At 64.8% G+C, this 23,197-nt stretch carries 21 protein-coding genes and 2 tRNA genes; 19 read left to right on the top strand and 4 right to left on the bottom strand.

Annotated elements, in window-relative coordinates; genetic code table 11:
* The 9 genes from AC1DUN_RS07420 (at nucleotide 1) to AC1DUN_RS07380 (ending at nucleotide 9,944) form a co-directional block, all read left to right on the top strand.
* Entirely contained in the window at nucleotides 1-1,884 is a 1,884-nt protein-coding gene (locus tag AC1DUN_RS07420; RefSeq protein WP_477713397.1) for an ABC transporter permease, read from the top strand.
* Nucleotides 1,884-2,642 carry an ABC transporter ATP-binding protein gene (locus AC1DUN_RS07415; protein ID WP_477713396.1) on the top strand — a complete coding sequence of 253 codons (759 nt, stop codon included), beginning with the start codon at nucleotides 1,884-1,886 and terminating at the stop codon, nucleotides 2,640-2,642. Before AC1DUN_RS07420 ends, AC1DUN_RS07415 begins: the two co-directional genes overlap by 1 nt.
* Nucleotides 2,635-3,291 (top strand): ABC transporter ATP-binding protein, encoded by a 657-nt coding sequence (locus tag AC1DUN_RS07410; RefSeq protein ID WP_477713395.1) that lies wholly within the window; start codon nucleotides 2,635-2,637, stop codon nucleotides 3,289-3,291. Before AC1DUN_RS07415 ends, AC1DUN_RS07410 begins: the two co-directional genes overlap by 8 nt.
* 75 nt (nucleotides 3,292-3,366) lie before the next feature.
* Nucleotides 3,367-3,723 (top strand): FKBP-type peptidyl-prolyl cis-trans isomerase, encoded by a 357-nt coding sequence (locus AC1DUN_RS07405; protein ID WP_477713394.1) that lies wholly within the window; start codon nucleotides 3,367-3,369, stop codon nucleotides 3,721-3,723.
* 99 nt (nucleotides 3,724-3,822) lie between these two features.
* Nucleotides 3,823-5,019: a nicotinate phosphoribosyltransferase gene (pncB, locus tag AC1DUN_RS07400; RefSeq protein ID WP_477713393.1), complete on the top strand. Its 1,197-nt coding sequence runs from the start codon at nucleotides 3,823-3,825 to the stop codon at nucleotides 5,017-5,019.
* A gap of 36 nt (nucleotides 5,020-5,055) precedes the next feature.
* Nucleotides 5,056-6,348 carry a citrate transporter gene (locus AC1DUN_RS07395; RefSeq protein WP_477713392.1) on the top strand — a complete coding sequence of 431 codons (1,293 nt, stop codon included), beginning with the start codon at nucleotides 5,056-5,058 and terminating at the stop codon, nucleotides 6,346-6,348.
* Between the two features lie 7 nt (nucleotides 6,349-6,355).
* Nucleotides 6,356-7,348 carry a 2-hydroxyacid dehydrogenase gene (locus tag AC1DUN_RS07390; RefSeq protein WP_477713391.1) on the top strand — a complete coding sequence of 331 codons (993 nt, stop codon included), beginning with the start codon at nucleotides 6,356-6,358 and terminating at the stop codon, nucleotides 7,346-7,348.
* A gap of 7 nt (nucleotides 7,349-7,355) precedes the next feature.
* Nucleotides 7,356-8,708: a DNA recombination protein RmuC gene (locus AC1DUN_RS07385; RefSeq protein WP_477713720.1), complete on the top strand. Its 1,353-nt coding sequence runs from the start codon at nucleotides 7,356-7,358 to the stop codon at nucleotides 8,706-8,708.
* Nucleotides 8,709-8,732: 24 nt separating this feature from the next.
* The gene (locus AC1DUN_RS07380) at nucleotides 8,733-9,944 is read left to right on the top strand and encodes an MFS transporter (protein ID WP_477713390.1); all 1,212 of its coding nucleotides are present in this window, start codon (nucleotides 8,733-8,735) and stop codon (nucleotides 9,942-9,944) included.
* Here AC1DUN_RS07380 and AC1DUN_RS07375 read toward each other — a convergent pair.
* From AC1DUN_RS07375 to earP, 3 genes are all read right to left on the bottom strand, one after another.
* Complete coding sequence (locus AC1DUN_RS07375; protein ID WP_477713389.1) at nucleotides 9,922-10,785, bottom strand: LOG family protein; 864 nt, start codon at nucleotides 10,783-10,785, stop codon at nucleotides 9,922-9,924. The genes AC1DUN_RS07380 and AC1DUN_RS07375 overlap by 23 nt on opposite strands.
* 110 nt (nucleotides 10,786-10,895) lie before the next feature.
* A complete protein-coding gene (efp, locus tag AC1DUN_RS07370) occupies nucleotides 10,896-11,450 on the bottom strand; it encodes an elongation factor P (RefSeq protein WP_007868500.1) in 555 nt (184 codons plus the stop codon).
* A 117-nt stretch (nucleotides 11,451-11,567) separates the two neighbouring features.
* Entirely contained in the window at nucleotides 11,568-12,701 is a 1,134-nt protein-coding gene (gene earP / locus AC1DUN_RS07365; protein WP_477713388.1) for an elongation factor P maturation arginine rhamnosyltransferase EarP, read from the bottom strand.
* A gap of 64 nt (nucleotides 12,702-12,765) precedes the next feature.
* Between earP and uvrC the strand changes: the two genes are divergently transcribed.
* From uvrC to AC1DUN_RS07350, 3 genes are all read left to right on the top strand, one after another.
* Nucleotides 12,766-14,736, top strand: coding sequence for an excinuclease ABC subunit UvrC (gene uvrC, locus AC1DUN_RS07360; RefSeq protein ID WP_477713387.1), 1,971 nt, complete (start codon nucleotides 12,766-12,768; stop codon nucleotides 14,734-14,736).
* A 105-nt stretch (nucleotides 14,737-14,841) separates the two neighbouring features.
* The gene (gene pgsA, locus AC1DUN_RS07355) at nucleotides 14,842-15,408 is read left to right on the top strand and encodes a CDP-diacylglycerol--glycerol-3-phosphate 3-phosphatidyltransferase (RefSeq protein WP_007868495.1); all 567 of its coding nucleotides are present in this window, start codon (nucleotides 14,842-14,844) and stop codon (nucleotides 15,406-15,408) included.
* 70 nt (nucleotides 15,409-15,478) lie between these two features.
* Nucleotides 15,479-16,360: a DMT family transporter gene (locus tag AC1DUN_RS07350; RefSeq protein ID WP_477713719.1), complete on the top strand. Its 882-nt coding sequence runs from the start codon at nucleotides 15,479-15,481 to the stop codon at nucleotides 16,358-16,360.
* Here the strand turns inward: AC1DUN_RS07350 and AC1DUN_RS07345 are convergent.
* On the bottom strand, nucleotides 16,302-17,282 hold the full coding sequence (locus AC1DUN_RS07345; RefSeq protein ID WP_477713386.1) for a LysR family transcriptional regulator: 981 nt from the start codon (nucleotides 17,280-17,282) through the stop codon (nucleotides 16,302-16,304). The two genes, AC1DUN_RS07350 and AC1DUN_RS07345, sit on opposite strands and share 59 nt — an antisense overlap.
* Nucleotides 17,283-17,377: 95 nt before the next feature.
* Between AC1DUN_RS07345 and AC1DUN_RS07340 the strand changes: the two genes are divergently transcribed.
* The 7 genes from AC1DUN_RS07340 to AC1DUN_RS07310 all read left to right on the top strand — a co-directional run bounded on the left by AC1DUN_RS07340 (nucleotide 17,378) and on the right by AC1DUN_RS07310 (nucleotide 23,130).
* Nucleotides 17,378-18,373 carry a Bug family tripartite tricarboxylate transporter substrate binding protein gene (locus AC1DUN_RS07340; protein ID WP_477713718.1) on the top strand — a complete coding sequence of 332 codons (996 nt, stop codon included), beginning with the start codon at nucleotides 17,378-17,380 and terminating at the stop codon, nucleotides 18,371-18,373.
* The gene (locus AC1DUN_RS07335) at nucleotides 18,373-19,251 is read left to right on the top strand and encodes an alpha/beta fold hydrolase (RefSeq protein WP_477713385.1); all 879 of its coding nucleotides are present in this window, start codon (nucleotides 18,373-18,375) and stop codon (nucleotides 19,249-19,251) included. Before AC1DUN_RS07340 ends, AC1DUN_RS07335 begins: the two co-directional genes overlap by 1 nt.
* 17 nt (nucleotides 19,252-19,268) lie before the next feature.
* Entirely contained in the window at nucleotides 19,269-20,375 is a 1,107-nt protein-coding gene (locus AC1DUN_RS07330) for a tartrate dehydrogenase (RefSeq protein WP_477713384.1), read from the top strand.
* A 266-nt stretch (nucleotides 20,376-20,641) separates the two neighbouring features.
* Complete coding sequence (locus AC1DUN_RS07325; protein WP_007874140.1) at nucleotides 20,642-20,914, top strand: HU family DNA-binding protein; 273 nt, start codon at nucleotides 20,642-20,644, stop codon at nucleotides 20,912-20,914.
* 17 nt (nucleotides 20,915-20,931) lie between these two features.
* A tRNA-Val gene (locus tag AC1DUN_RS07320) sits at nucleotides 20,932-21,007 on the top strand.
* Between the two features lie 84 nt (nucleotides 21,008-21,091).
* Entirely contained in the window at nucleotides 21,092-23,017 is a 1,926-nt protein-coding gene (locus AC1DUN_RS07315) for a SurA N-terminal domain-containing protein (protein WP_477713383.1), read from the top strand.
* Between the two features lie 37 nt (nucleotides 23,018-23,054).
* Nucleotides 23,055-23,130 (top strand) — tRNA-His (locus tag AC1DUN_RS07310).
* Nucleotides 23,131-23,197 lie beyond the last annotated feature (67 nt).

Raw genomic sequence — 23,197 nt, 5'->3', positions numbered from 1 at the left:
ATGACGTTTTCCGTGGTCCAGCTGCTGGGTGGACTGTCTTACGCCACCACGCTGTTCCTGATGGCGGCGGGCCTCACGCTGATCTTCGGCGTGACCCGCATCGTGAATTTCGCGCACGGCAGTTTTTTCATGCTGGGCGCGCTGTTCACGGCGCACTGGGTCAGCCACTGGTTTCCGGCCTGGGGCGAAAGCGCGCCGCTGTACTTGCTGGCGATCCTGATGGGCGCGGCCTGCGCGGGCCTGGCGGGAGCCGCAGCGGAGTTTTTGCTGCTCAGGCGCATGAGCGGCGCGCCCGAGTTGTACCAACTGGTCGCCACCTTCGGCCTCACGCTGGCGATGCATGACGCGATGCAATGGGGCTTCGGCCCCGACGAAGTGTTCGCGCCGCGCTTTCCGGGCCTCAAAGGCTCGGTGCAAATCGGCGACGAGTTTTTTCCGGTCTACCAGCTCGCGATGATCGCGCTGGGCCCGCTGGTCTGGCTGGGCCTGCATTTGCTGCTGCGGCGCTCGCGTTTCGGCCAGCGCCTGCGCGCGGCCACGCAGGACCGCTCCATGCTAGCGGCGCTGGGCGTCAACCCGCGCCCGCTGATGCTGGGCGCCGTGGTGCTGGGCTGCGCGCTGGCGGGCCTGGCCGGCGCGCTGCAGCTGCCGCGTGAGCCCGCCCACCTGCAGATGGACATGAATGTGATCGTGGAAACCTTTGTGGTGGTGGTCACTGGCGGGTTGGGCAGCATAGGCGGCGCTTTTGTGGCGGCCCTGCTGATAGGGCTGGTCCATGCCTTCGGCATCAACGTGTTTCCGCAAGCCACGCTGGTCATCGTGTTCCTGACCATGGCCGTGGTGCTGGTGTTTCGGCCCCAGGGGCTCAACGGCAGGGCGGTCTCGGCGCAGGAGGCCGGCAGCGGTGTGCGCGAGGCGGCGCAGAAGTTTCGCGGCCTGGGCGTGGGTGCGGCCGGGTCTTCGGCCATCGCGGCCGCCATGCTGCTGCTGGCCGGCCTGGCCTGGGCGGGTGGGCCTTACTGGCAGGCGCTGGCGGCCGATGCGCTGATCCTCATGATTTTCGGCATCAGCCTGCAGTCCATGATGGCGCTGGGCGGCCTGGTCAGCTTTGGCCACGCCGCCTTTTTTGCGCTGGGCGCCTACGGCGCGGCGCTCTCGCACAGCCTTTGGGGCGCCTCGCTTCCGCTGGCGCTGGCGGCCGGTTGCGGCGCGGCCCTGGCAGTGGCCGCGGTGTTCGGCGCGGCGGTGGTGCGTAGCAGCGGCGTGTACCTGGCCATGCTGTCGCTGGCGCTCGCGCAGGTGGTCTGGGCCGGCGCCACGCAGTGGGTGGAACTCACCGGCGGCGACAACGGCCTGATAGGCCTCACGCTGGTCGGTGACGAAGGCCGGCCGGTGTTTTACGCGCTGCTGCTGGGGCTGGCGCTGGTGGCCGTGGCGGCGCTGCGCTTTCTGGCGCGTTCGGTCATGGGAGCCGCGCTGCAGGCCCTGCGCGACGCGCCTTTGCGCGCCTCGGCCTCGGGGCTGGCGGTGAACTGGCTCAAGTATCGGATTTTTGTCGAGAGCGCCGTGCTCGCGGGCCTGGCAGGCGGCCTGTTTGCCGCGCACAAGGGCGCGGTGTTTCCCTCGCTCGCATCGGTCTCCACCTCCGTCGATGCCTTGCTGGTGGTCTTGCTGGGCGGCGTGCACCAGCTCTGGGGCGTGGTGGCGGGCAGCATGGTGCTGAGCTACGCCGGCGCCGAGCTGGGCCGCGAAGTCACTTACTGGCGCGGCCTGCTGGGTGTCTTCATCATGCTGATCATGGTGGCTTCGCCCTCGGGGCTGCTGGGCCTGCTGCCGCGCCTTGTTGGCGCCTGGCGGCGGCGTTGGCCTGGAAGGGGCGCCTGATGCTGCAGGTCCAACAACTGGTCAAGCATTTCGGCGGCCTGCGCGCCGTGGACGGCGTGAGTTTTGACGTGCCGGCCGGCCAGTGCGTGGCCCTGATAGGCCCCAACGGCGCCGGCAAGTCCACCACCTTTGCCTGCATTGCCGGCCAGTACCCGCTCACGGGGGGCAGCATCGCCTGGAACGGCCAGGCGCTGCGGGGGCTCAGCCCGCAGGCGCGCCTGCAACTGGGCGTGGCGCGCAGCTTCCAGGTGGCCCAGGTGTTTGAAGCGCTCACGGTGCTGCAGAACGTGCAACTGGCGATTCAGGCGCGCCTGGGTCTGCGGGCGATTTCCGCCTTCAGGAGCCTGGACGGCCAGGCGCGCGAACAGGCCCTGGCGCTGCTGGCGCAAACCGGCCTGGAAGCGCTGGCGTCGCAGGATGCGCTGAGCCTGCCCTATGGCGCGAAGAAGCGGCTGGAACTGGCCGTGGCGCTGGCGGCCCGGCCGCAGCTCCTGCTGCTCGACGAACCGGCCGCCGGCCTGGCAGGGCCCGAGCGCGCCGAGCTGATGCAGCTCGTCAAGCGTCTGGCGGGGCAGGGCATGGCCGTGCTTTACACCGAACACAATATGGATGCCGTGGCCGGTGTGGCCGACCGCGTGCTGGTGCTGATAGAGGGCCGGCTGGCGGCGCAGGGCTCGTTCGACGAGATTTCGCGCGACGCCGTGGTGCGCAGCCGCTACCTGGGCCAGGCCGGCGGCGAAGGAGAGAGCCATGCTTGAGGTCGACCAGCTCAATGCCTTTTACGGCCCGGCCCAGGCCTTGTTCGCGGTGTCGCTGCGGGTAGCGCCCGGTGAACTGGTGGTGCTGCAGGGCCTGAACGGCGCCGGCAAGTCCACGCTGCTCAAGTCCCTGATGGGCCTGGAAGTGCGCACCGAAGGCCACATCCGCTACCGCGACCCGGCGGGCCCGCAGGGCGCGGGCCTGGCGGCGATTGAACGCTGGGACACCCACCGCCGCGCCCAGGCCGGCCTGGGTTATGTCGCCGAGGACCGCCGCCTGTTTACCGAGCTCACGGTGCGCGAGAACCTGCGCATCGCGGCGGGCCGCGACCTGCAGGCGCAGGAGGCCAGGGCGCTGGACCTGTTCCCCGCGCTCAAAGCCATGCTGGGACGCCGCGCCGACCAGATGAGCGGCGGCGAGCAGCAGATGCTGGCGATTGCCCGCACGCTGATGACCGGCCCGCGCATCCTGCTGCTGGACGAGCCTTGCGAGGGCATTGCCCCCGTATTGGTGGAAGCGATTCGCGACGCGCTGCTGGCACTGCGCCGGCAAGGCCTGGGCCTGCTGGTGGCCGAACAGAATCAGCTGCTGGCTGCCCGTGCTGACAGGCTGGTTTTGCTGGTTGCGGGTAAAGTCAGGGGTTCGTGAAGAAAGACCCGCTTCTTTCCCGTTTTTTCTCTTTTTCCTCCTCTTCTTAATCTTCCCTTCCCTCAAAGGACCCCCATGAGCAACATCACCACCACCGCCTCCGGCCTGCAGTACGAAGACACCGTGCTGGGTACCGGCGCCATCGCCAAGGCCGGCCAGAGCGTCAAGGTCCACTACACCGGCTGGCTTTACAACGACGGCGTGCAGGGCGCCAAGTTCGACTCCAGCAAGGACCGCGGCCAGCCCTTCGAGTTTTCGCTGGGCGCGGGCCAGGTCATTCGCGGCTGGGACGAAGGTGTGCAGGGCATGTCGGTGGGCGGTACGCGCCGCCTGATCATTCCGGCCGCGCTGGGCTACGGCGCACGCGGCGCCGGCGGCGTGATTCCGCCGAATGCCACCTTGCTGTTTGAAGTGGATTTCCTCGGTACCTGAGCCGGCGCGTTGGATGCCCGCCTGCATGGTTTGCTGCGGGCTTGTTCACCTGATTAACCGCCAAGGCGCCCCCGGCGCCGCGGCCCTCAAGCGTTCTCCATGATCATCACCAGCCTCCTAGATACGGACCTGTACAAGTTCACCATGATGCAGGTGGTCTTGCACCAGTTTCCGGGCGCCGAGGTGGAGTACCGCTTCAAATGCCGCAACGCCGGCGCGACTGGCATAGGCGACCTGGCGCCCTATGTGACCGAGATACGCGAAGAGATCCGTGGCCTGTGCAACCTGCGTTTCCAGGATGCCGAACTGGCCTACCTCAAGGCCATGCGCTTCATCAAGAGCGACTTTGTCGACTTCCTCGGCATCTTCCGGCTCAATGAAAAATATGTCAGCGTCACGGCGCTGCCCTCGGGCGAGATCGAGGTCTCCATCAAGGGTCCCTGGCTGCACACCATCCTGTTCGAGATCCCGGTGCTGGCCATCATCAACGAGGTCTATTTCCGCAACACGCAGAAAAAGGCCGACTTCGCTGAAGGCCGCAGGCGCCTGGACACCAAGATCGGCGAGCTGCAGGCCGAGGGCCTGGGCGCGCTCAAGATCGCCGACTACGGCACGCGCCGCCGCTTCGGCAAGGCCTGGCACGAGGAAGTGCTGCGCACGCTGGCCGGGCGTCTCGGCACGGGGATGCAGGGGCAGTTCGCCGGCACCAGCAACGTGCTGTTCGCGATGAAGCTGGGCCTGACGCCGCTGGGCACCATGGCGCATGAATACCTGCAGGCCTGCCAGGCGCTGGGGCCGCGGCTGCGCGACAGCCAGGTCTTCGCTTTTGAATCGTGGGCCAAGGAGTACCGCGGCGACCTCGGTATCGCGCTGTCCGATGTCTACGGCATGAGCGCTTTCCTGCGCGACTTCGACATGTATTTCTGCAAGCTGTTCGACGGCGCGCGCCACGACAGCGGGGACCCTTTCCAGTGGGGCGAGCGCATGCTTGCGCACTACAGCAAAAACCGGGTCGACCCCAAAACCAAGACGCTGATCTTCAGCGACGGTCTTACGGTGCCGCGCACCATAGAGCTGTACCACCAGTTCAAGGGCCGCTGCCAGCTGGCCTTCGGCATAGGCACCAACCTGACCAACGACCTCGGTTACGAGCCGCTGCAGATCGTCATCAAGATGATCCGCTGCAACGGCCAGCCGGTGGCCAAGCTTTCCGACACCCCGTCCAAGAACATGTGCGACGACGAAAAATACCTGGCCTACCTGCGCCAGGTGTTTGAAATCGCCTCACCGGCATAATCGACCGCTTACTTATCTTTTATCCAAAACCAGCGCGTGGCTATTGCAGGTATCCCCCTTGATTTTGTGTTGTTCGGCCTGACGCTGCTCGGTGTGGCGCTGCTGCACCGGCACACGCTCAAGGTGGCGCTGACTGGCCTGGCGGTGATCACGCTCTACAAACTCGCGCTGGGCGATTTTTCCGGCACGCCCGGCCTGGGCGGCCTGCTGCAATTGCTGGCGCATGAGTGGGTGACGCTGGCCAACCTGCTGGGCCTGTTGCTGGGTTTCGCGCTGCTGTCCGACCATTTCGAAAAAAGCGGCATTCCGGCGCTGCTGCCGCGCTACCTGCCCGACGACTGGAAGGGCGGCTTTGTGATGCTGCTGCTGGTCTTTGTGCTCTCCAGCTTTCTCGACAACATTGCGGCGGCCATGATAGGCGGCACCATGGCGTCCGTGCTCTACCGCAAGCGCGTGCACATCGGCTTCCTGGCCGCCATCGTGGCCGCCAGCAACGCGGGCGGCTCGGGCAGTGTGGTGGGCGACACCACCACCACCATGATGTGGATTGCCGGCGTCTCGCCGGGCCAAGTCTTCGAATCCTATGCGGGCGCTGTGGTGGCGCTGGCCATCTTCGGCGTGGTAGCGGCGCGCCAGCAGCACGCGTTCCAGCCCATCATGAAGGACGCCGTGCCGGGCGCGCAGCTGCATTGGGCGCGCCTGGGCATTGTCGCCACCATCCTGCTGTCGGCGGTGGCCGCCAATGTGTACTTCAACCTGCGCGACCCCGCAGTGCTGGAGCGGTTTCCGGTGATAGGTGTCGCCGTGTGGGCGGCGATCGCGCTGACCACGCCCTGGCGCCGCTCCAACTGGGGCCTGCTGCCCGAGGCCGCGCGCGGCAGCGTCTTTCTGCTGTCGCTGGTGCTGTGCGCTTCCATGATGCCGGTGCAGCACCTGCCGGCCGCCAGCTGGCAAACCGCTTTCGGCCTGGGTTTTGTGAGCGCGGTGTTCGACAACATCCCGCTCACGGCGCTGGCCCTGCACCAGGGCGGCTACGACTGGGGTTTTCTGGCCTATGCCGTGGGCTTCGGCGGCAGCATGCTGTGGTTCGGCTCCTCGGCCGGCGTGGCGCTGGCCAATATGTACCCCGAGGCCAGGTCCGTAGCCGCCTGGCTCAAGGGCGGCTGGCATGTGGCGCTGGGCTATGTGGTCGGCTTCTTTGTGCTGCTGGCCGTGCTGGGCTGGCACCCCGACGCGCCCCGGGTCCGGCAAGCTGCGGGCACTTCACCTGTTACCTCGGCTGCTGATTCTTCCGCCGAATTGCTAGCATCGTCTTTCACCTCACCCTGAAACCATCATGAGCAAACCCAAAATCCTCGTCGCGCGCGCCGTCTTCCCCGAAGTCATCGCCCGCCTGGAGCAGCATTTCGAGGTCGAATCCAACCAGGCTGACGAGACCTGGTCCAAGGCTCAACTGACCGAGCGCCTCAAGGGCAAGGATGGCGCCTTCACCACCGGCGGCGACAAAATTGACGCGGAGGTGCTGGCCGCCTGTCCGGGCCTGAAGATCTGCGCCAACATGGCCGTGGGCTACAACAACTTCGACATCGACGCGATGACGGCGGCCGGTGTGCTGGCCACCAACGCGCCCGACGTGCTGACCGAAACCACGGCCGACTTCGGTTTTGCGCTGCTGATGGCCACGGCCCGCCGCGTGACCGAGAGCGAACACTACCTGCGTGCCGGCAAATGGACCAAATGGAGCTACGACATGTTCGCCGGCTCCGACATCCATGGCGCCACGCTGGGCATCCTGGGCATGGGCCGTATAGGGCAGGGCATTGCCAAACGCGGCGCCCATGGTTTCGGCATGAAGGTGATTTACCACAACCGCTCGCGCCTGGACGCGGCGCTCGAAGCCGAATGCAAGGCCAGCTACGTCGGCAAGGAGGAGCTGCTCAGGACAGCCGACCACCTGGTGTTGGTCCTGCCTTACTCGCCAGCCTCTCATCACACCATAGGCGCCGCGGAGCTGGCCTTGATGAAGCCAACCGCTAACCTGATCAATATCGCGCGCGGCGGCATTGTGGACGATGCCGCGCTGGCCGCGGCCCTGCGCGACAAACGCATCGCGGCCGCCGGGCTGGACGTGTTCGAGGGTGAGCCCAAGGTGCACCCGGACCTGCTGACCGTTCCCAATGTAGTGCTGACCCCGCACATCGCCAGCGCCACCATTCCCACGCGCATGGCCATGGCGAGCCTGGCCGCCGACAACCTGATCGCGTTTTTCAGCGGCAAGAAGCCGCTGACCCCGCTCAATCCTGCGGTGCTGGCGGCAAGCGGACAATAGACACATGATGGAAAACTGGCTGATCATCGCCTTGCTGGCGGCCAACCTGGCGTTGCTGGTGTGGCTGCTGTTGCGCAAGCCCGGCCAGCCTTCCGGTGCCGGCACCGAATTGCTTGCGGCTATCGCAGCGGGCCACGACAAGCTGGAGCGCGATTTGCGCCGCGAGATCGGCGACAACGCGCGCAGCAGCCGCGAGGAACTGGCGAAAACTTTTGCCACCTTTCAGCAAACCCTTGTGCAGCAAAGCGCCGAAGCCACCCGCACGCAGAACACCCAGATCGACGCGTTCGCGCAGCAGCTCACCTTGCTGCAAAAGACGCTGTCCGACACCCTGAGCACGCAGCTGCAATCGGTCAGCGAGTCGAATGCCAGGCGGATGGGTGAGGTGCGCGAGACGCTGGAAAAGCAGCTCGCGCAGCTGCAACAGACCAATTCCGCCAAGCTCGACGAGATGCGCAAGACGGTCGACGAAAAGCTGCAGACCACGCTGGAAACCCGCCTGGGCGAAAGCTTCAAGCAGGTGGCCGACCGGCTCGAGCAGGTGCACAAGGGCCTGGGCGAGATGCAGACGCTGGCCCAGGGCGTGGGCGACCTCAAGCATTTGCTGACCAATGTGAAAACGCGCGGCATTTTCGGCGAGGCGCAGCTCTCGGCCCTGCTGGAGCAGGTGTTCACCGTCGACCAGTACGCGGCCCAGGTCATCACGCGCCGCGGCGGCAAGAACCCGGTCGACTTCGCCATCAAGCTGCCGGGCCGCTCCGATTCCGGTGAGCCGCTGTGGCTGCCGATAGACGCAAAATTCCCGAACGAAGATTACGAGCGCCTGTTGGACGCGCAGCAGCGCGCCGACGTGCTGGGCGCGGAAATCGCCGGCAAGGCACTGGAGGCGCGCATACGCCTGGAGGCCAAGTCGATTTCCGACAAGTACATAGACCCGCCTTACACCACCGATTTCGCCATCCTGTTCCTGCCGACCGAGGGCCTGTATGCCGAGGTGCTGCGCCGACCGGGCCTGATGGAATTCCTGCAGCGCGACCACCGTGTCACGCTGGCCGGCCCGACCACGCTGCTAGCCATGCTCAACTCCCTGCAGATGGGCTTTCGCACGCTGGCGCTGGAAAAACGCTCCAGCGAAGTCTGGCAGGTTCTGGGCGCGGTCAAGACCGAGTTCGGCAAGTTCGGCGACGTGCTGGCCAAGGTCAAATCCCAGACCGAAACCGTGCTTAACACGCTGAGCAGCGCCGAGCAGCGCAGCCGCGTCATGGGCAAGGCCTTGCGCAATGTCGAAGCGCTGCCTGAAATCGAATCCGCCCGCCTGCTTCCATTGGACCCCCTTGACAAAGACCTGGACAACCCCTGATGCACCGCGCATGAGCTGCGCCGCATGACGCCTGAACTCGCACGCCTGATCCTGGCGCAGATCTGCCTGCATGCCTGCATGGCCGGCACCCGCATGGCGGCGCCCCTGCTGGCGCTGCGCGAAGGCTACAGCCCCGCGGCGGTCGGTGTGCTGCTCGCGCTGTTTGCCCTGACGCAGGTTTTCCTGGCGCTGCCGGCCGGCCGTTTTGCCGACCGCCACGGCTTGCGGCGCCCTATGCGCTACAGCGTGTTCGCCGCGGTGCTGGGGGCCGGGGCGGCGGTGGCTTTTCCGGTGTTCCCGGTGCTGTGCCTGGCGGCGCTGCTCACCGGCGGCGCCACCGGCGCGGCGGTGATTTCGCTGCAGCGCCATGTGGGCCGCGCGGCGGTCGGCGCGCTGGAGCTGCGCCAGGTGTTCAGCTGGCTGGCCATAGGCCCGGCCGTGTCCAATTTCATCGGGCCGTTTTCGGCCGGCCTGCTGATCGACCATGTGGGCGCCGTGCCCGGCAGCACCTCGGGCTACCGCGCGGCGTTTTTGCTGATGGCGATACTGCCGCTGGCCTGCTGGTTCCTGGTGCGCAAGACGCGGGAGCTGCCGCCGGTGATCGCCGCCAGCGGCGGCCCGCAGCCCAGGGCCTGGGACTTGCTGCGCCAGGCCACCTTCCGCCGCCTGATGCTGGTGAACTGGTTTTTGTCATCCTGCTGGGACGTCCACACCTTTGTGGTGCCCGTGCTCGGTTTTGAGCGCGGCATCAGCGCCTCGGTGATAGGCACCATCCTGGGTTCGTTCGCGGTGGCCGCGGCGCTGATCCGCATGGTGATGCCGCTGGTGGCCGCCCATCTGCGCGAATGGAAGGTGCTGGCGGTTTCCATGCTGGTGACGGCGCTGCTGTTCGGCATCTACCCGCTGATGCACTCGGCCATCGGCATGGGCCTGTGCTCCATCCTGCTGGGCCTGGCGCTGGGCATGGTGCAGCCCATGGTCATGAGCATGCTGCACCAGATCACGCCGGAGGCGCGCCACGGCGAGGCGCTGGGCCTGCGGCTGATGGCCATCAATGCGTCCAGCGTGGTCATGCCCATGCTGTTCGGCTCAGCCGGCGCGCTGATCGGGATTGCCGGCGTGTTCTGGACCACCGGCGCGATGGTGGGCGCGGGCTCGCGCGCGGCCTGGTTGCTGAAGGACAGCATGCCGGCCCACGGCGGGCACGGCGACATCAAAGACGGTAAAAGTCCTTGATCAGGTCCCAGGCGACCTGCGGGTCGTCCACATACTGGAACAGTTTGAGGTCGTTCGGCGAGATCACGCCTTCTTCCACCAGCATCTCGGTATTGAGCAGGCGCTTCCAGTAGCTGCTGCCGAACAGGATGATGGGCACCGGCTTGGCCTTGCGGGTCTGCACCAGGGTGATGACCTCGAACAGCTCGTCCAGCGTGCCGAAGCCGCCCGGAAACACCACCAGGGCCTTGGCGCGCATCATGAAATGCATCTTGCGCAGCGCGAAGTAGTGGAACTTGAAGGAGAGTTCGGGCGGCACGTAGGGGTTGGCCGCTTCTTCCATGGGCAGCACGATGGCCAGGCCCACGCTGAGGCCGCCGGCCTCGTGCGCGCCGCGGTTGGCCGCCTGCATGATGCCCGGGCCGCCGCCGGTGCAGATGAAGAGCTTGGTTTCCGGCGGCTTGTCGCTGCTGTACTGCGCCACCAGCTTGCCGAAGGCGCGGGCGCTCTCATAGTAATGGGCGTTGCGTGCCAGCTTTTTCGCGCGGTCTATCACCTCGGGGTCGCCGCCGGCCTCGGCCTCGGCCACCATCAGGGCGGAATCCTCTTCGCTGCGAAAGCGGGCGCTGCCGAACACCACCACGGTGTTTTCAATGCCGTGGGCCTGCTGTTCCAGGTCCGGCTTGAGCAGCTCAAGCTGAAAGCGTATGCCGCGGGTTTCACGCCGCAGCAGGAATTCCGGGTCGGCAAAGGCCAGGCGGGAGGCGTCGGCTTCGAGCGGGTTGCCCTCGCTGGCGTGGGCCTGCAGTGCTGCCCAGGCGTTGGCCAGGCGGCTGACGGATAGATCCTGTTTTTGTTCCATGCGCTTATTGTCAACGATCAGGGAGGGCGGCTTCTTTTTCCGGCACCGGTGCAGGTCGCATAAAGCAAAAAGGCTCCGCGAGGAGCCTTTTGCGGGGTGCCGAAGCGGGTTTACACGCGTTTGCGGTATTCGCCGGTGCGGGTGTCGATTTCGACCACGTCGCCCTGGGCCACGAAGATGGGCACGCCGATTTCAAAACCGGTGGCGATCTTGGCGGGTTTCAGGACCTTGCCGGAGGTGTCGCCCTTGACGGCGGGTTCGGTCCAGGTGATTTCGCGCTGCACGCTGGTGGGCAGTTCCACCGAGATGGCCTTGCCGTCGTAGAACACGACTTCCAGCTCCATGCCGTCCTGCAGGTAGTTGAGCGAGTCGCCCATGTTTTCGGCTTCGACTTCGTACTGGTTGTACTCGGAGTCCATGCAAACGTACAGCGGGTCGGCGAAGTAGGAGTAGGTGCAATCCTTCTTGTCGAGGACGATCTGGTCCATCTTGTCGTCGGCCTTGAACACGACTTCGGTGTTGAAGTTGGCGACCAGGCTTTTGAGCTTCATGCGCACGGTGGCGGAATTGCGCCCACCGCGGCTGTATTCGGTCTTGAGCACCACCATCGGGTCCTTGCCGTGCATGATGACGTTGCCGGCGCGGATTTCTTGAGCGATTTTCATAGCAGTTTCACTGAGGTAGGCCGCTAAACGCTTGCACCGGTGTGCAGGTTCCGCGGCGGGTTGTGCAGGACGCCAAGACCTGGCTGGTCTTCGGGCTGGTCTGCAAAGCCCATGATTTTAACGTTTTTTTGCCACAAAGCCGAGCAGCCGGGTCGCCAGGTCGTCCTGGGCCGCCAGCCGGGCGCGGCTCGCCTGGGTGGCGGCCTGCCAGATGGGCAGGTCGGCGGGCAGGGGGGGCGGGTCTGTCGCGGCGCCTTGGGGCGCTTCCTGGCTGTTCCAGGCGGCATGAAACGCGCGCAGTGAGGGCGGCGCCTGCAGCCAGTCCAGAAAGGCCTGGAGCTTGGCCAGGTGGACGTTGTCATGCTGGGGGTAAATCTGCCAGACAAAAGGTTTACCGGCCCAGAGCGCTCGCACCACCGAGTCCTCGCCGCGCACGAAATTCAGGTCGCAGGCCCAGAGCAGGTGGTCAAATTCCGTCTGCGCCAGCAAGGGCAGGTAGGAAATTGAAAGCTGTGTGCCCCCGATTTGACCAGGGTTATCGCCGGCAAGGGCCCGTACCGCGGCGGCCGCGCGCCCGGCGGCCACCAGCAGGCGCACCGGCCGGCCTTGCAGGCCCTGCCGCGCGAACTGCGCGAGCAGGCTTTGCAGCGCCGGGGGTTCATAGCAGAACAGGGCTACCAGGGTTTGTCCCTCGCCGGGGATTCCATGGGCTTGAAGCCAGCTGGCGCGGTCAAACTGCGCCTGCCGTTCCAGCAAGCCGGGCTCCCGCAGCAGCCCGCCGGTGTTGTCGGTGAAGCCGGGGTAGAAAAACCATTTGGTCCAGCCGGCCGCCGGGCCGTTTTGCACGGGCGAGGGCAGGGTGTGGGAGCGCTCGACATAGTCCTCGGCGGACAGGTATTCAAGGTTGATCCAGACGGGCGTGCGGCCGCTTGCCTGCGCGGCATCGGCGCAGGCGGCCAAAAACTCGGGTGCTATTTCACAGCCGAAGGCCTCGACCAGCACATCGGTCGGCTGTTGCGCAAGCCCGGCGGCCTGCAGGTCCAGCGGCTTGCCCTCTTGCGGCCAGGGCAGCACGTGAACTCCCTCGCACCCGGCCGGCGCCATCCAGCGCAAGGCCGAGGCATCGTCCACCCACAGCCGCACCGTGTGGCCCCGCGAGGCGAGGTCGACGGCCAGGCGCCAGCAGAGGCCAATGTCCCCGAAATTGTCGATGACTTTGCAAAAAATATCCCAAACGCGCGCGGTAGCCATGGCGGGTATTGTGATGCAGCGGATGCCTCCGCCTCAAAGCGCCACGACGCGGCAAAATAGGGGAATGCCTGAACATCCCTCCGTTGAAAAGCCAAGCTCCGGCCATGCACCCGAGCTGCTGGCCGAAGTGGCCGCGCTGCCCGCCTTGCCTGGCGTCTACCGCTACTTCGATGCCGAGGGCGGCGTGCTGTACGTCGGCAAGGCGCGCAACCTCAAGAAGCGGGTCTCCAACTACTTCCAGAAGAACCACGGCGGCACGCGCATAGGCCACATGGTGACCAAGATCGTCCGTATGGAGACCACAGTGGTGCGCTCCGAGGCGGAAGCGCTGCTGCTGGAAAACAACCTGATCAAGACGCTGAACCCGAAATACAACATCCTGTTTCGGGACGACAAGAGCTACCCCTACCTCAAGCTCACCGGCGCGCGCCCGCCCGTGGAGGGCGAGGCCCCGGCGGCCGCGGTGTTCCCGCGCATTGCCTACTACCGCGGCGCGGTCGAGAAAAAGCACCGCTACTTCGGGCCTTACCCGAGTGCCTGGGCCGTCAAGGACACCATCTTGCTGCTGCAAAAGGTGTTCCGCTTGCGCACCTGCGAAGACACGGTGTTCAACAACCGCACGCGGCCCTGCCTGCTGTACCAGATCAAGCGCTGCTCGGCGCCCTGCGTGGGCCATGTGTCGCCCGAGCAGTATGCGCTGGACACCGCCAACGCCGAACGCTTCCTGCAAGGCCAGGCCCAGGACATCCTGACCGAGCTCGAGAAAAAAATGCTGGCCCATGCCGAGAAGCTGGAGTTCGAGCAGGCCGCCGAATTGCGCAACCAGATGTCGGCGCTGTCCAAGGTGCTGCACCAGCAGTCCATGGAAATCGGCGGCGACAAGGACGTCGACATCCTGGCGGTGAAAGTGCAGGGCGGCAAGGCCTGCGTCAACCTCGCCATGGTGCGCGGCGGCCGCCACCTGGGCGACAGGGCTTACTTTCCGAGCCATGTGGAGAACGCGGCCGACGTCGCGGCGCTTGATGCCGAAGCCGGCACGGAGGCCGTGCCGGCTTCGGCGCCGCCAGCCAAACCGCTGGAGGCCCTGGTGCTGGAAGCCTTTATCGCGCAGCACTACATCGACGTGCCGGTTCCGCCCACCCTGGTCTGCAGCGAAGCTGTGGACAAGGAATTGATGGAGGCGCTCAGCGCCCAGACCGGCACCAAGGTCACTGCTATCCACCAGCCGCGCGAGCAGCGCCGCATCTGGTTGGAGATGGCGCAGAAAAATGCCGGCCTGCAACTGGCCCGGCTGCTGGCCGAGCAAGGCTCGCAGCAGGCGCGCACGCGCGCGCTGGCCGAGGCACTTGATTTGCCGCTGGACAACCTGGACACCTTGCGCATCGAGTGCTTCGACATCTCGCACACGGCCGGGGAATCGACGCAAGCCTCCTGCGTGGTGTTCCAGGAGCACAAGATGGTCAACAGCGAATACCGCCGCTACAACATCGAAGGCATCACGCCCGGCGACGACTATGCCGCCATGCGCCAGGTGCTGACGCGCCGCTACACCCGCCTGGCCGAAGCCGCGCGCAACGGCGAGGCCAAGCTGCCCGACCTGGTGCTGGTCGACGGCGGAAAGGGCCAGGTGTCCATGGCGCGCGAGGTGTTCGAGGAACTGGGCCTGGACCTGGGGCTGATTGCCGGCGTCGAAAAAGGCGAGGGCCGCAAGGTCGGCCTGGAAGAGCTGGTGTTTGCCGATGGGCGCGACAAGGTCTATTTGGGGCGGGATTCGGCCGCGCTGATGCTGATCGCGCAGATCCGCGACGAGGCCCACCGCTTTGCCATCACCGGCATGCGGGCCAAGCGCGCCAAGGTCAGGGTGGGGGGCAGCAAGCTGGAAGACATCGCGGGCATAGGCCCGAAACGGCGCGCCAGCCTGCTGCAGCGCTTTGGCGGCATTCGCGGCATTGCCTCTGCGAGCGCGGAAGACATCGCCACGGTGGACGGCATTTCGAAGGACCTGGCCGAGGAAATCTACCGCGCGCTGCATTGATGCGCCGTTGGGCGCCAGACGTATTTGAGCAACGGAAACCACCGTTTTGGTGCGCTTTAACCCGGTGCCCGGCGGGCTTGGTGCGGCTCATGCCAAAATCGGGTCATGTTTCTGACCATCCCCACGCTGATGACCTGGACCCGCATTGTTGCGATTCCGCTGATCGTGGGGGTGTTCTACCTGAACCTGGCGCCCACTGAGCGCAACCTGATCGCCACCGTGATGTTTGTGGTCTTCGCCGCGACCGACTGGCTGGACGGCTTTCTGGCACGCAAGCTGAACCAGACTTCCTCCTTCGGCGCCTTCCTGGATCCGGTGGCCGACAAGTTCCTGGTCTGCGCCTCTTTGCTGGTGCTGGTGCACCTGCAGCGCGCCGACGTGTTCGTGGCCCTCATCATCATTGGCCGCGAAATCGCCATTTCGGCGCTGCGCGAGTGGATGGCCCTGATAGGGGCGACCAAAAGCGTCGCCGTGCACATGCTGGGCAAGGTCAAGACCACGGTGCAGATGATTGCTATCCCCTTTTTGCTGTTCGACGGTGTGCTCTTCGGCGTGGTCAACACGCATGTCTGGGGCACCTGGCTGATCTGGATCTCCGCCATTCTCACGGTCTGGTCCATGATTTATTACCTGCAAAAAGCCATCCCGGAAATCCGCGCGCGCGCCAAATAGCCTCGCCGTCCCCCTAAAGCTGCCCTCCTTGAGTTCTGCCTCTTCTTCCCCGGGTGCCTTGATCCGGGCCATGCCCGCCGTGTTTGTCGTGATCTGGAGCACCGGCTTCATCGTCGCCAAATACGGCTTGCCTTACGCCCCGCCGCTGACTTTCCTGGCCATACGCTATTTCCTGTCCATTCTTTGTTTCCTGGCCTGGATAGTCCTGGCCCGAGCCGCCTGGCCCAGGACGGGCGCGCAGTGGGGCCACCTGGCTGTCACCGGTTTGCTGATGCATGCGGGTTACCTGGGCGGCATCTGGAGCGCGATGAAGGCCGGCATGGGTTCGGGCCTGACGGCGCTCATCGTCGGGCTTCAGCCCGTGCTGACGGCGCTGTGGGTGTCGTGGATATCCTCGGGCGACGCCGGCAACGCGCCGGCCCGGGTCAGCCCGCGCCAGTGGGCCGGCCTGGCATTCGGGCTGGGCGGCTTGCTGCTGGTGGTATCGCGCAAATTCGGCACCGGCCAGGAGGTCAGCACGCTGACGCTGGGCTGCACCGTATTCGCCCTGTTCTGCATCACGGCCGGCACGCTGTATCAAAAGCGTTTTGTCCAGCCGACCGATGTGCGCACGGCCAATGCCATCCAGCTGGCGGCGGCCTTTGTCGTGACTCTGCCGTTGGCCTTGTTTGAAACCGAGGCGATCAACTGGAACGTTCATTTGCTGGGCGCCATGGCCTGGTCGGTGCTGGCGCTGACGCTGGGCGGCAGTTCGCTGCTTTACCTGCTGATCCAGCGCGGCGCGGCAACTGCGGTAACCAGCCTGCTCTACCTGGTGCCACCCACCACGGCCCTGATGGCCTGGGCGCTGTTTGGCGAGTCCATCACCACGGCCACCATCCTGGGCACGGCGCTCACGGCGCTGGGCGTGAGCCTCGTGGTGCGGCCCGTGAAGCCGCCGCCGGCCCTGTAGTTTTCCAGGGCGCGTCCTGGAATTGCGCGGCCAGGTGGTCTATCAGCAGGCGTATGCGCCGCGGCTGGTCGGTGCGGTAGGGCGCCAGCCAGTGGATGTCGGCATCGGGCATCGAATAGGCCGGCAGAATGCGCACCAGTTGGCCCGAGGCCAGCTGCGGCGCGATGTCCCACAGGCTGCGCAGCATGATGCCGCGGCCTTCGAGGCACCAGTCGCGCACCAGCTCGCCTGAATTGCTGGCCAGGGGACCGTGCACGCGCACGCGCGCCGGCACCTTGTCGCGCTCCCGGTGCAGCGACCAGACATCAAAGCGCCGCCCCGCGGTGTTGCCGTTTTCACGCACGATCAGGCAGGCATGGTCCTGCAACGCTTCCAGGCTGGCCGGTGCACCGTGCTGCTTGATGTAACGCGGCGAGGCCACCAGCACGCGCTGGTTGCGCGCGAGCCGCCGGGACACCCACTGCGCCGCCTGCCGGCCCTCGACCGACCAGAGCCAGATCGCGCCGTCAAAGCCTTCAAGCGCCAGGTCGGGCAATTGCTCGGTGAGTTGCAACTGGATTTCGACGCGCGGGTAACGCTCCTGAAAACCAGAAAGCGCCGGCCCCAGCCACAAGCGCCCAAACCCGAAAGTCGCGACCAGGCGGATCAGCCCTGTTGGCTCCGCCTTGCGCTCCTGCAATTCTGATTCGAGCGATGTGAATCCCTGCAGCAGCACCCGCGCGCGTTCGCACACGGTCTCTCCCTCGGCCGTGGGGCTGACCCGGCGTGTCGTGCGCTGGAACAGGCGCTGCCCCAGTTGGGCTTCCAGGGCGGCAAGCCGTTTGGTCACGACCGGTGGCGCGACGTCGAGGGCCAGCGCGGCGGCGCTCAGGCTGCCGCCGTCGCGCACGGCCAAAACCAGTTCTAGGTCACTGCGATCCATTCATGCCTTAAAGAAAATAATTGATTGCCAGATTATTGCTTGAATCAAGGCGATCCGCTAGCCAGAATGAGTCCCATAACGAACAGGAGACTCGCATGCCATTCATGGACCTTCATCACGAGCTGCGCCGATCATGGTTGTGCCGCGCCGCCTGGATTGCCTTGGCGTGCATCGCCGCGCCGGCCTGGAGCCAGGGCTTTCCCGACAAACCCATTCGCCTGGTGGTGCCCTATGCGCCGGGCGGGAGCGCGGATATTGCGGCCCGGCTGATCTCCGACGAATGGGGCAAACGTCTGGGGCAGCCGGTGGTGGTGGATAACCGGGCCGGCGCCTCCGGCAACCTCGGCATGGATGCCGTCGCCAAGTCGCGGGCGGATGGGTACACGCTGTCGCTCAATACCGTGTCGCAGGCCATCAATCCGTCGCTGTTTGCGCGGCTGCCCTTTGACACGCTGAAAGACCTGAAAGCGGTTGGCACGGTGGCCACGTCGCAGCATGTGCTGGTGGTCAACAACCAGGTGCCCGCCAAGACTGTTCGCGAGCTGGTGGTGTTCGCCAAAGCCCGGCCCGGGAAACTGTCATTCGGCTCGGCGGGCACCGGCAGCACTTTTCATATGGCGGCCGAATTGTTCAAGGCCGAATCGAATACCTTTATTCTTCACGTTCCCTACCGGGGCGGCGGGCCGGCCCTGGTCGATACCATCTCGGGGCAGGTCGATATGAGCTTTCCCGTGCTGTCCGCCGCGCAGCAGCATGTGGCGGGCGGCAAGCTGAGGGCGCTCGCGGTGACGGGCCCAAAGCGCTCGCCCATGTTGCCCGAGGTGCCGACCATGGCCGAAGCCGGGCTGGCGAACTATGTGTTTGAAACATGGTTTGTGGTGAGCGCGCCTGCCGCCGCTTCGCAAGACGTGCTTGGCAAGCTCAGCCAGTCCCTGAACGAGACGCTGAATGCGCCCGAGGTCCGGGCCCGCCTGGCGCGTGAGGGTTTTGACGCATGGCCCCAGACGCCAGCGCAGTCTGACGCCTTGATCCGGTCAGAATACCAACGCTGGAACAAACTGGTGGCACAAAAAGGAATCAAGGCCGATTGATGTTCGAAGGATTTTCCCAACGCGACATAGAAGGGCCGGCCGGCAGGCTGCGCACCTTGCAGGGCGGCAGCGGCGCGCCCTTGCTGCTGCTGCACGGCCACCCGCAAACCCATGCGATGTGGCACGCGGTGGCCGGTGAGCTGGCCAAGGTATTTAGCGTGGTCATGATGGACTTGCGCGGCTACGGGGATTCGGCCCGGGTCGCGAGCGACGCGGATCACCAGGCCTATTCGAAACGCGCGATGGCACAGGACGCCATGGCCGTCATGAAGGCCTGCGGTTTTTCGCGCTTCCAGGTGTTGGCCCACGACCGCGGCGCGCGCGTGGCGCATCGCCTGGCGGCCGACCACCCGGATGCGGTGGAGCGCCTGATGCTGCTGGACATCGCGCCCACGCTCGCCATGTACGACAACACCTCGGATGCCTTTGCGCGCGCCTACTGGCACTGGTTTTTCCTGATCCAGCCGCCGCCCTTGCCCGAAGCGCTGATAGCCTCCGACCCGGCGCGCTATGTGCGCAGCGTGATGGGCAAGCGCCATGCGGGCCTGGCCGCATTCGCGCCGGCCGCGCTGGCCGAGTACGAGCGCTGCGCGCAAATCCCCGGCACCGCCCAAAGCATTTGTGAAGACTACCGGGCCTCCGCCGGCATCGACCTGGTGCACGACCGCGCCGACGTCGCGGCCGGCCTGCGGTTGGCGCAGCCATTGCGCGTGCTGTGGGGCGAGCATGGCGCGGTGGGCCAATGCTTCAAGGTGCTCGATCTCTGGCGCGAGCGCGCGCTGGATGTGTCGGGCCTGGCCCTGCCTTGCGGCCACTACATCGCGGAAGAAGCGCCGGCGCTGCTGCTGGCCGAAGCGCTGAAATTTTTTAAACCCTGAAAACCCAAAGGAACACCATGAGCAAGAACACCGGCAAAAAGAGAATCGCTGTCATCGCGGGCGACGGCATCGGCAAGGAGGTCATGCCCGAGGGCGTGCGCGTGCTGGAGGCCGCGGCCGTCAAGTACGGCATTGACCTGCAGTTCGACCATTTCGATTTTTCAAGCTGGGACTATTTCGAGAGGCACGGCAAGATGCTTCCCGACAACTGGAAGGACCAGATCGGCGGCCATGACGCGATCTACTTCGGCGCGGTGGGCTGGCCCGAGAAGATCGCCGACCATGTCTCGCTGTGGGGCTCGCTGCTGCTGTTCCGGCGCGAGTTCGACCAGTACATCAACCTGCGGCCGGCGCGCCTGATGCCCGGCATCATCGCGCCCGTGGTGCGCCGCGACGGCAGCCCGCGCCAGCCCGGCGAGATCGACTTTTACATCGTTCGTGAAAACACCGAGGGTGAATATTCGAGCATAGGCGGAAAAGCCTTTCCCGGAACCGACCGCGAGTTCGTGCTGCAGGAATCGGTGTTCACCCGCATCGGCGTCGACCGCGTGCTGAAGTTCGCGTTTGAGCTGGCGCAATCGCGGCCCAAGAAACACCTGACGAGTGCAACAAAATCCAACGGCATCTCGATTTCCATGCCGTACTGGGACGAGCGCGTGGCCGAGATGGCGAAAAGCTATCCGGCCATCCAACTGGATAAATTCCATATCGACATCCTGACCGCGCATTTTGTGCAGCGCCCGGACTTTTTCGATGTGGTGGTGGCCAGCAACCTGTTCGGCGACATCCTGAGCGACCTGGGGCCGGCGTGCACCGGCACCATTGGCATCGCACCCAGCGCCAACCTCAACCCCGAACGAAAATTCCCCTCGCTGTTCGAGCCGGTGCACGGCTCGGCGCCCGACATCGCGGGGCGCAACATCGCCAATCCGATAGGGCAAATTTGGTGCGGTGCAATGATGCTGGAGTTCCTCGGGCACAAGGAAGCGCACGACGGCATACTCGCCGCGATCGAAAAAGTATTGAGTCCCGAAAGTGGTGCGCCGCGCACGCCCGACCTGGGCGGAAAGGCCGGAACGGCCGATGTCGGCAAAGCCGTTGCACAGGCGCTGGCCGGGTCGTAAATTTGTTGGAAAGCCGTGTTTTGTCAAGCATGAAAATTACACACCATGCTTACGATTAAGTCGTGAAAGGGCTGAAAAAACGTCTAGAATCCGCCTCCGCACGTTGTAAAAACCTGCTGCTGTATTGACAGGTTAGAAGTCCATGGCTCTAATTGGAAGCAGCAGAAAACCTGCGCAAGCCGCTCCCGCTGACGCTACACCACAGTGTCCCGGGAGATATTTTTTAGAGACAACCAGATTAACTTTTTATCAACGAGGGGCTCCTTGTGAACAAGACCGAACTGATCGAGCACATTGCCAAACATGCTGACATTTCCAAAGCTGCCGCCACGCGCGCGCTGGAATCCACGATTGGCGCTGTGAAAACAACCCTTAAAAAAGGAGGCTCCGTGTCTCTGGTGGGTTTTGGCACTTTCGCGGTGGGCAAACGCGCTGCGCGCACCGGCCGTAATCCACGGACCGGCGATGCGATTAAAATCAAGGCAGCCAAGGTTCCAAAGTTCCGTCCGGGCAAAGCGCTCAAGGATGCTTTGAACTGACAAGAACGTTTGACGTGGGGTGCTTAGCTCAGTTGGTAGAGCAGCGCCCTTACACGGCGTAGGTCGGCGGTTCGAGCCCGTCAGCACCCACCACCCACGAGGAAAAAGGCGAACGAGGTTCGCCTTTTTTGTTGGTGGGCCCAGGTTGTCCGTTAGCAGTCGTACAGGAAATTCGAGATGTTTGATTTCGTTCGCAAGCACACCAAAATCGTCATGGTGCTGCTGTTTTTGCTGATTCTTCCGTCCTTTGTGTTGTTCGGCCTCGACGGTTACAACCGCGCCAAGGACCAGAGCGCGACAGTGGCCAAGGTGGACGGCAAGAGCATCACCCAGCCGGAATGGGACCGCGCGCACCAGCGTGAGATGGACCAGCTCCGCAATTCCATGCCCAACCTGGACCCCAAGCTGCTCGATTCACCCGAGGCGCGCTACGCCTCCCTGGAGCGGCTGGTGCGTGAACGCGTTGTCGCCGCGGCGGCCGAGAAATTCAAGCTCACCACGAGCAACGAGCGCCTGGCGCGCGAGCTGCAGCAAAGCCCCGAGATCGCCTCCTTGCGCCGCCCGGACGGCAGCCTCGACATGGAGCGCTATCGCCAGCTGCTGGGGGCTCAGGGTCTGAGCCCGGAGATGTTCGAAGCCAATGTGCGCGCCGACTTGTCGAACCGCCAGGTGCTGGCGGGCGTGGGCGCCAGCGGTTTTGCCTCCAGTTCGGCTGCCGACATTTCGCTGAACGCCTACTTCGAAAAGCGCGAAATCCAGCTGGCCCGCTTCAATGCCGCCGACTTTGTCGCCAAGCTGAACCCGACGGACGCCGAGCTCGAGCAGTATTACAAGGCCAACGAAAAACTCTTCCAGGCGCCTGAGCAGGCGAGCATTGAATATGTGCTGCTGGACATGGACGGTGTGGGCAAGGGCATCGCCGTCAACCCGGCCGACTTGAAAACCTATTACGAGCAGAATCTTCCGCGCTTTGAGGGCGAGCGGCGAGCCAGCCATATCCTGATCGCATCCCCGAAGTCCGCCCCCGCGGCCGACCGTGAAAAAGCCAAGGCGAAAGCGCAGGAACTGCTGGCCCTGGTCAAAAAATCCCCCGACAGCTTTGCCGACGTGGCGCGCAAGAATTCACAAGACCCCGGCTCCGCAGCCAAGGGGGGCGACCTGGATTTCTTCGGACGCAACTCCATGGTCAAGCCTTTTGAAGATGCCGTTTTTTCCATGAAAAAAGGCGAGATCAGCGATGTCGTCGAGTCCGAATTTGGCTACCACATCATCAAGCTGACGGACGTCAAGCAACGCAGCTTTGAAGAGCTGCGCCCTGAACTTGAGGCCGCAATGAAAAAGCAGGAAGCCCAGAAGAAGTTCGCTGAATCCGCTGATATCTTTACCAACGCGGTATACGAGCAAGCCGAGAGCCTCAAGCCGGCGGCTGACAAGCTGAAGCTGGAGATCAAGTCGGTGGCGAATGTGACACGCCAGCCCCAGGTTGGCGCGACCGGTGTGTTGGCGAACGCCAAATTCCTCAATGCCTTGTTTGCCCCGGACGCGATCGAGAAAAAGCGCAATACCGAAGCCATTGAAGTGGGGCCCAGCCAGCTGGCCTCGGGACGCATCGTGCAATACGCCCCCGCACACACCCGTCCTCTGGCCGAAGTCAAAGACACCGTGCGCCAACGCTGGCTGGCCCAGCGCGCCGCGGAAGAAGCTCGCAAGGAAGGCGTGGCCAAGCTGGCCGCCTGGAAGGCCGCTCCCGCGTCGGCAACGGGCCTGGCCGCGCCGGTCGTGGTGTCCCGCGAACAGACGCAGAAGCTGCCCACCCCGGTGATCGATGCCGCGCTGCGCGCCGATGCCGCCGCCCTGCCGGCTTTTGCGGGCGTCGACCTGGGAAGCCAGGGCTACGCCATCGTCAAGGTCGAGAAGGTGGTCCCCCGCGAGGCGCCGGTTGAAGCCGTCGCCAAACAGCAGCGCGACCAGTATGCGCAGTGGTGGACGTCGGCGGAAAGCCTGGCGTATTACAACAGCCTGAAAGACCGTTTCAAGGCGGAAATCCTGGTTCCCAAGCCTGTCCCCGCCAAGGCAAATGCAGAAGAAGTCGTGACCCAATAAAGAAGCGGCATCTTTGCCGCTATAATGCAGGGCTCCGGTGGCTGTAGCTCAGTTGGTAGAGTCCAGGATTGTGATTCCTGTTGTCGTGGGTTCGAGCCCCATCAGCCACCCCAGTATCTGAAATCCCGCGTGCCGTTTGGTACGCGGGATTTTTTCCTTGGGCTTGCCGCGGTCACAATT

The sequence above is a fragment of the Polaromonas sp. P4_F6 genome, from assembly GCF_056401275.1.
Note: the sequence above shows the minus strand (reverse complement) of the source record. Positions and strands in the feature narration are given on the sequence as shown.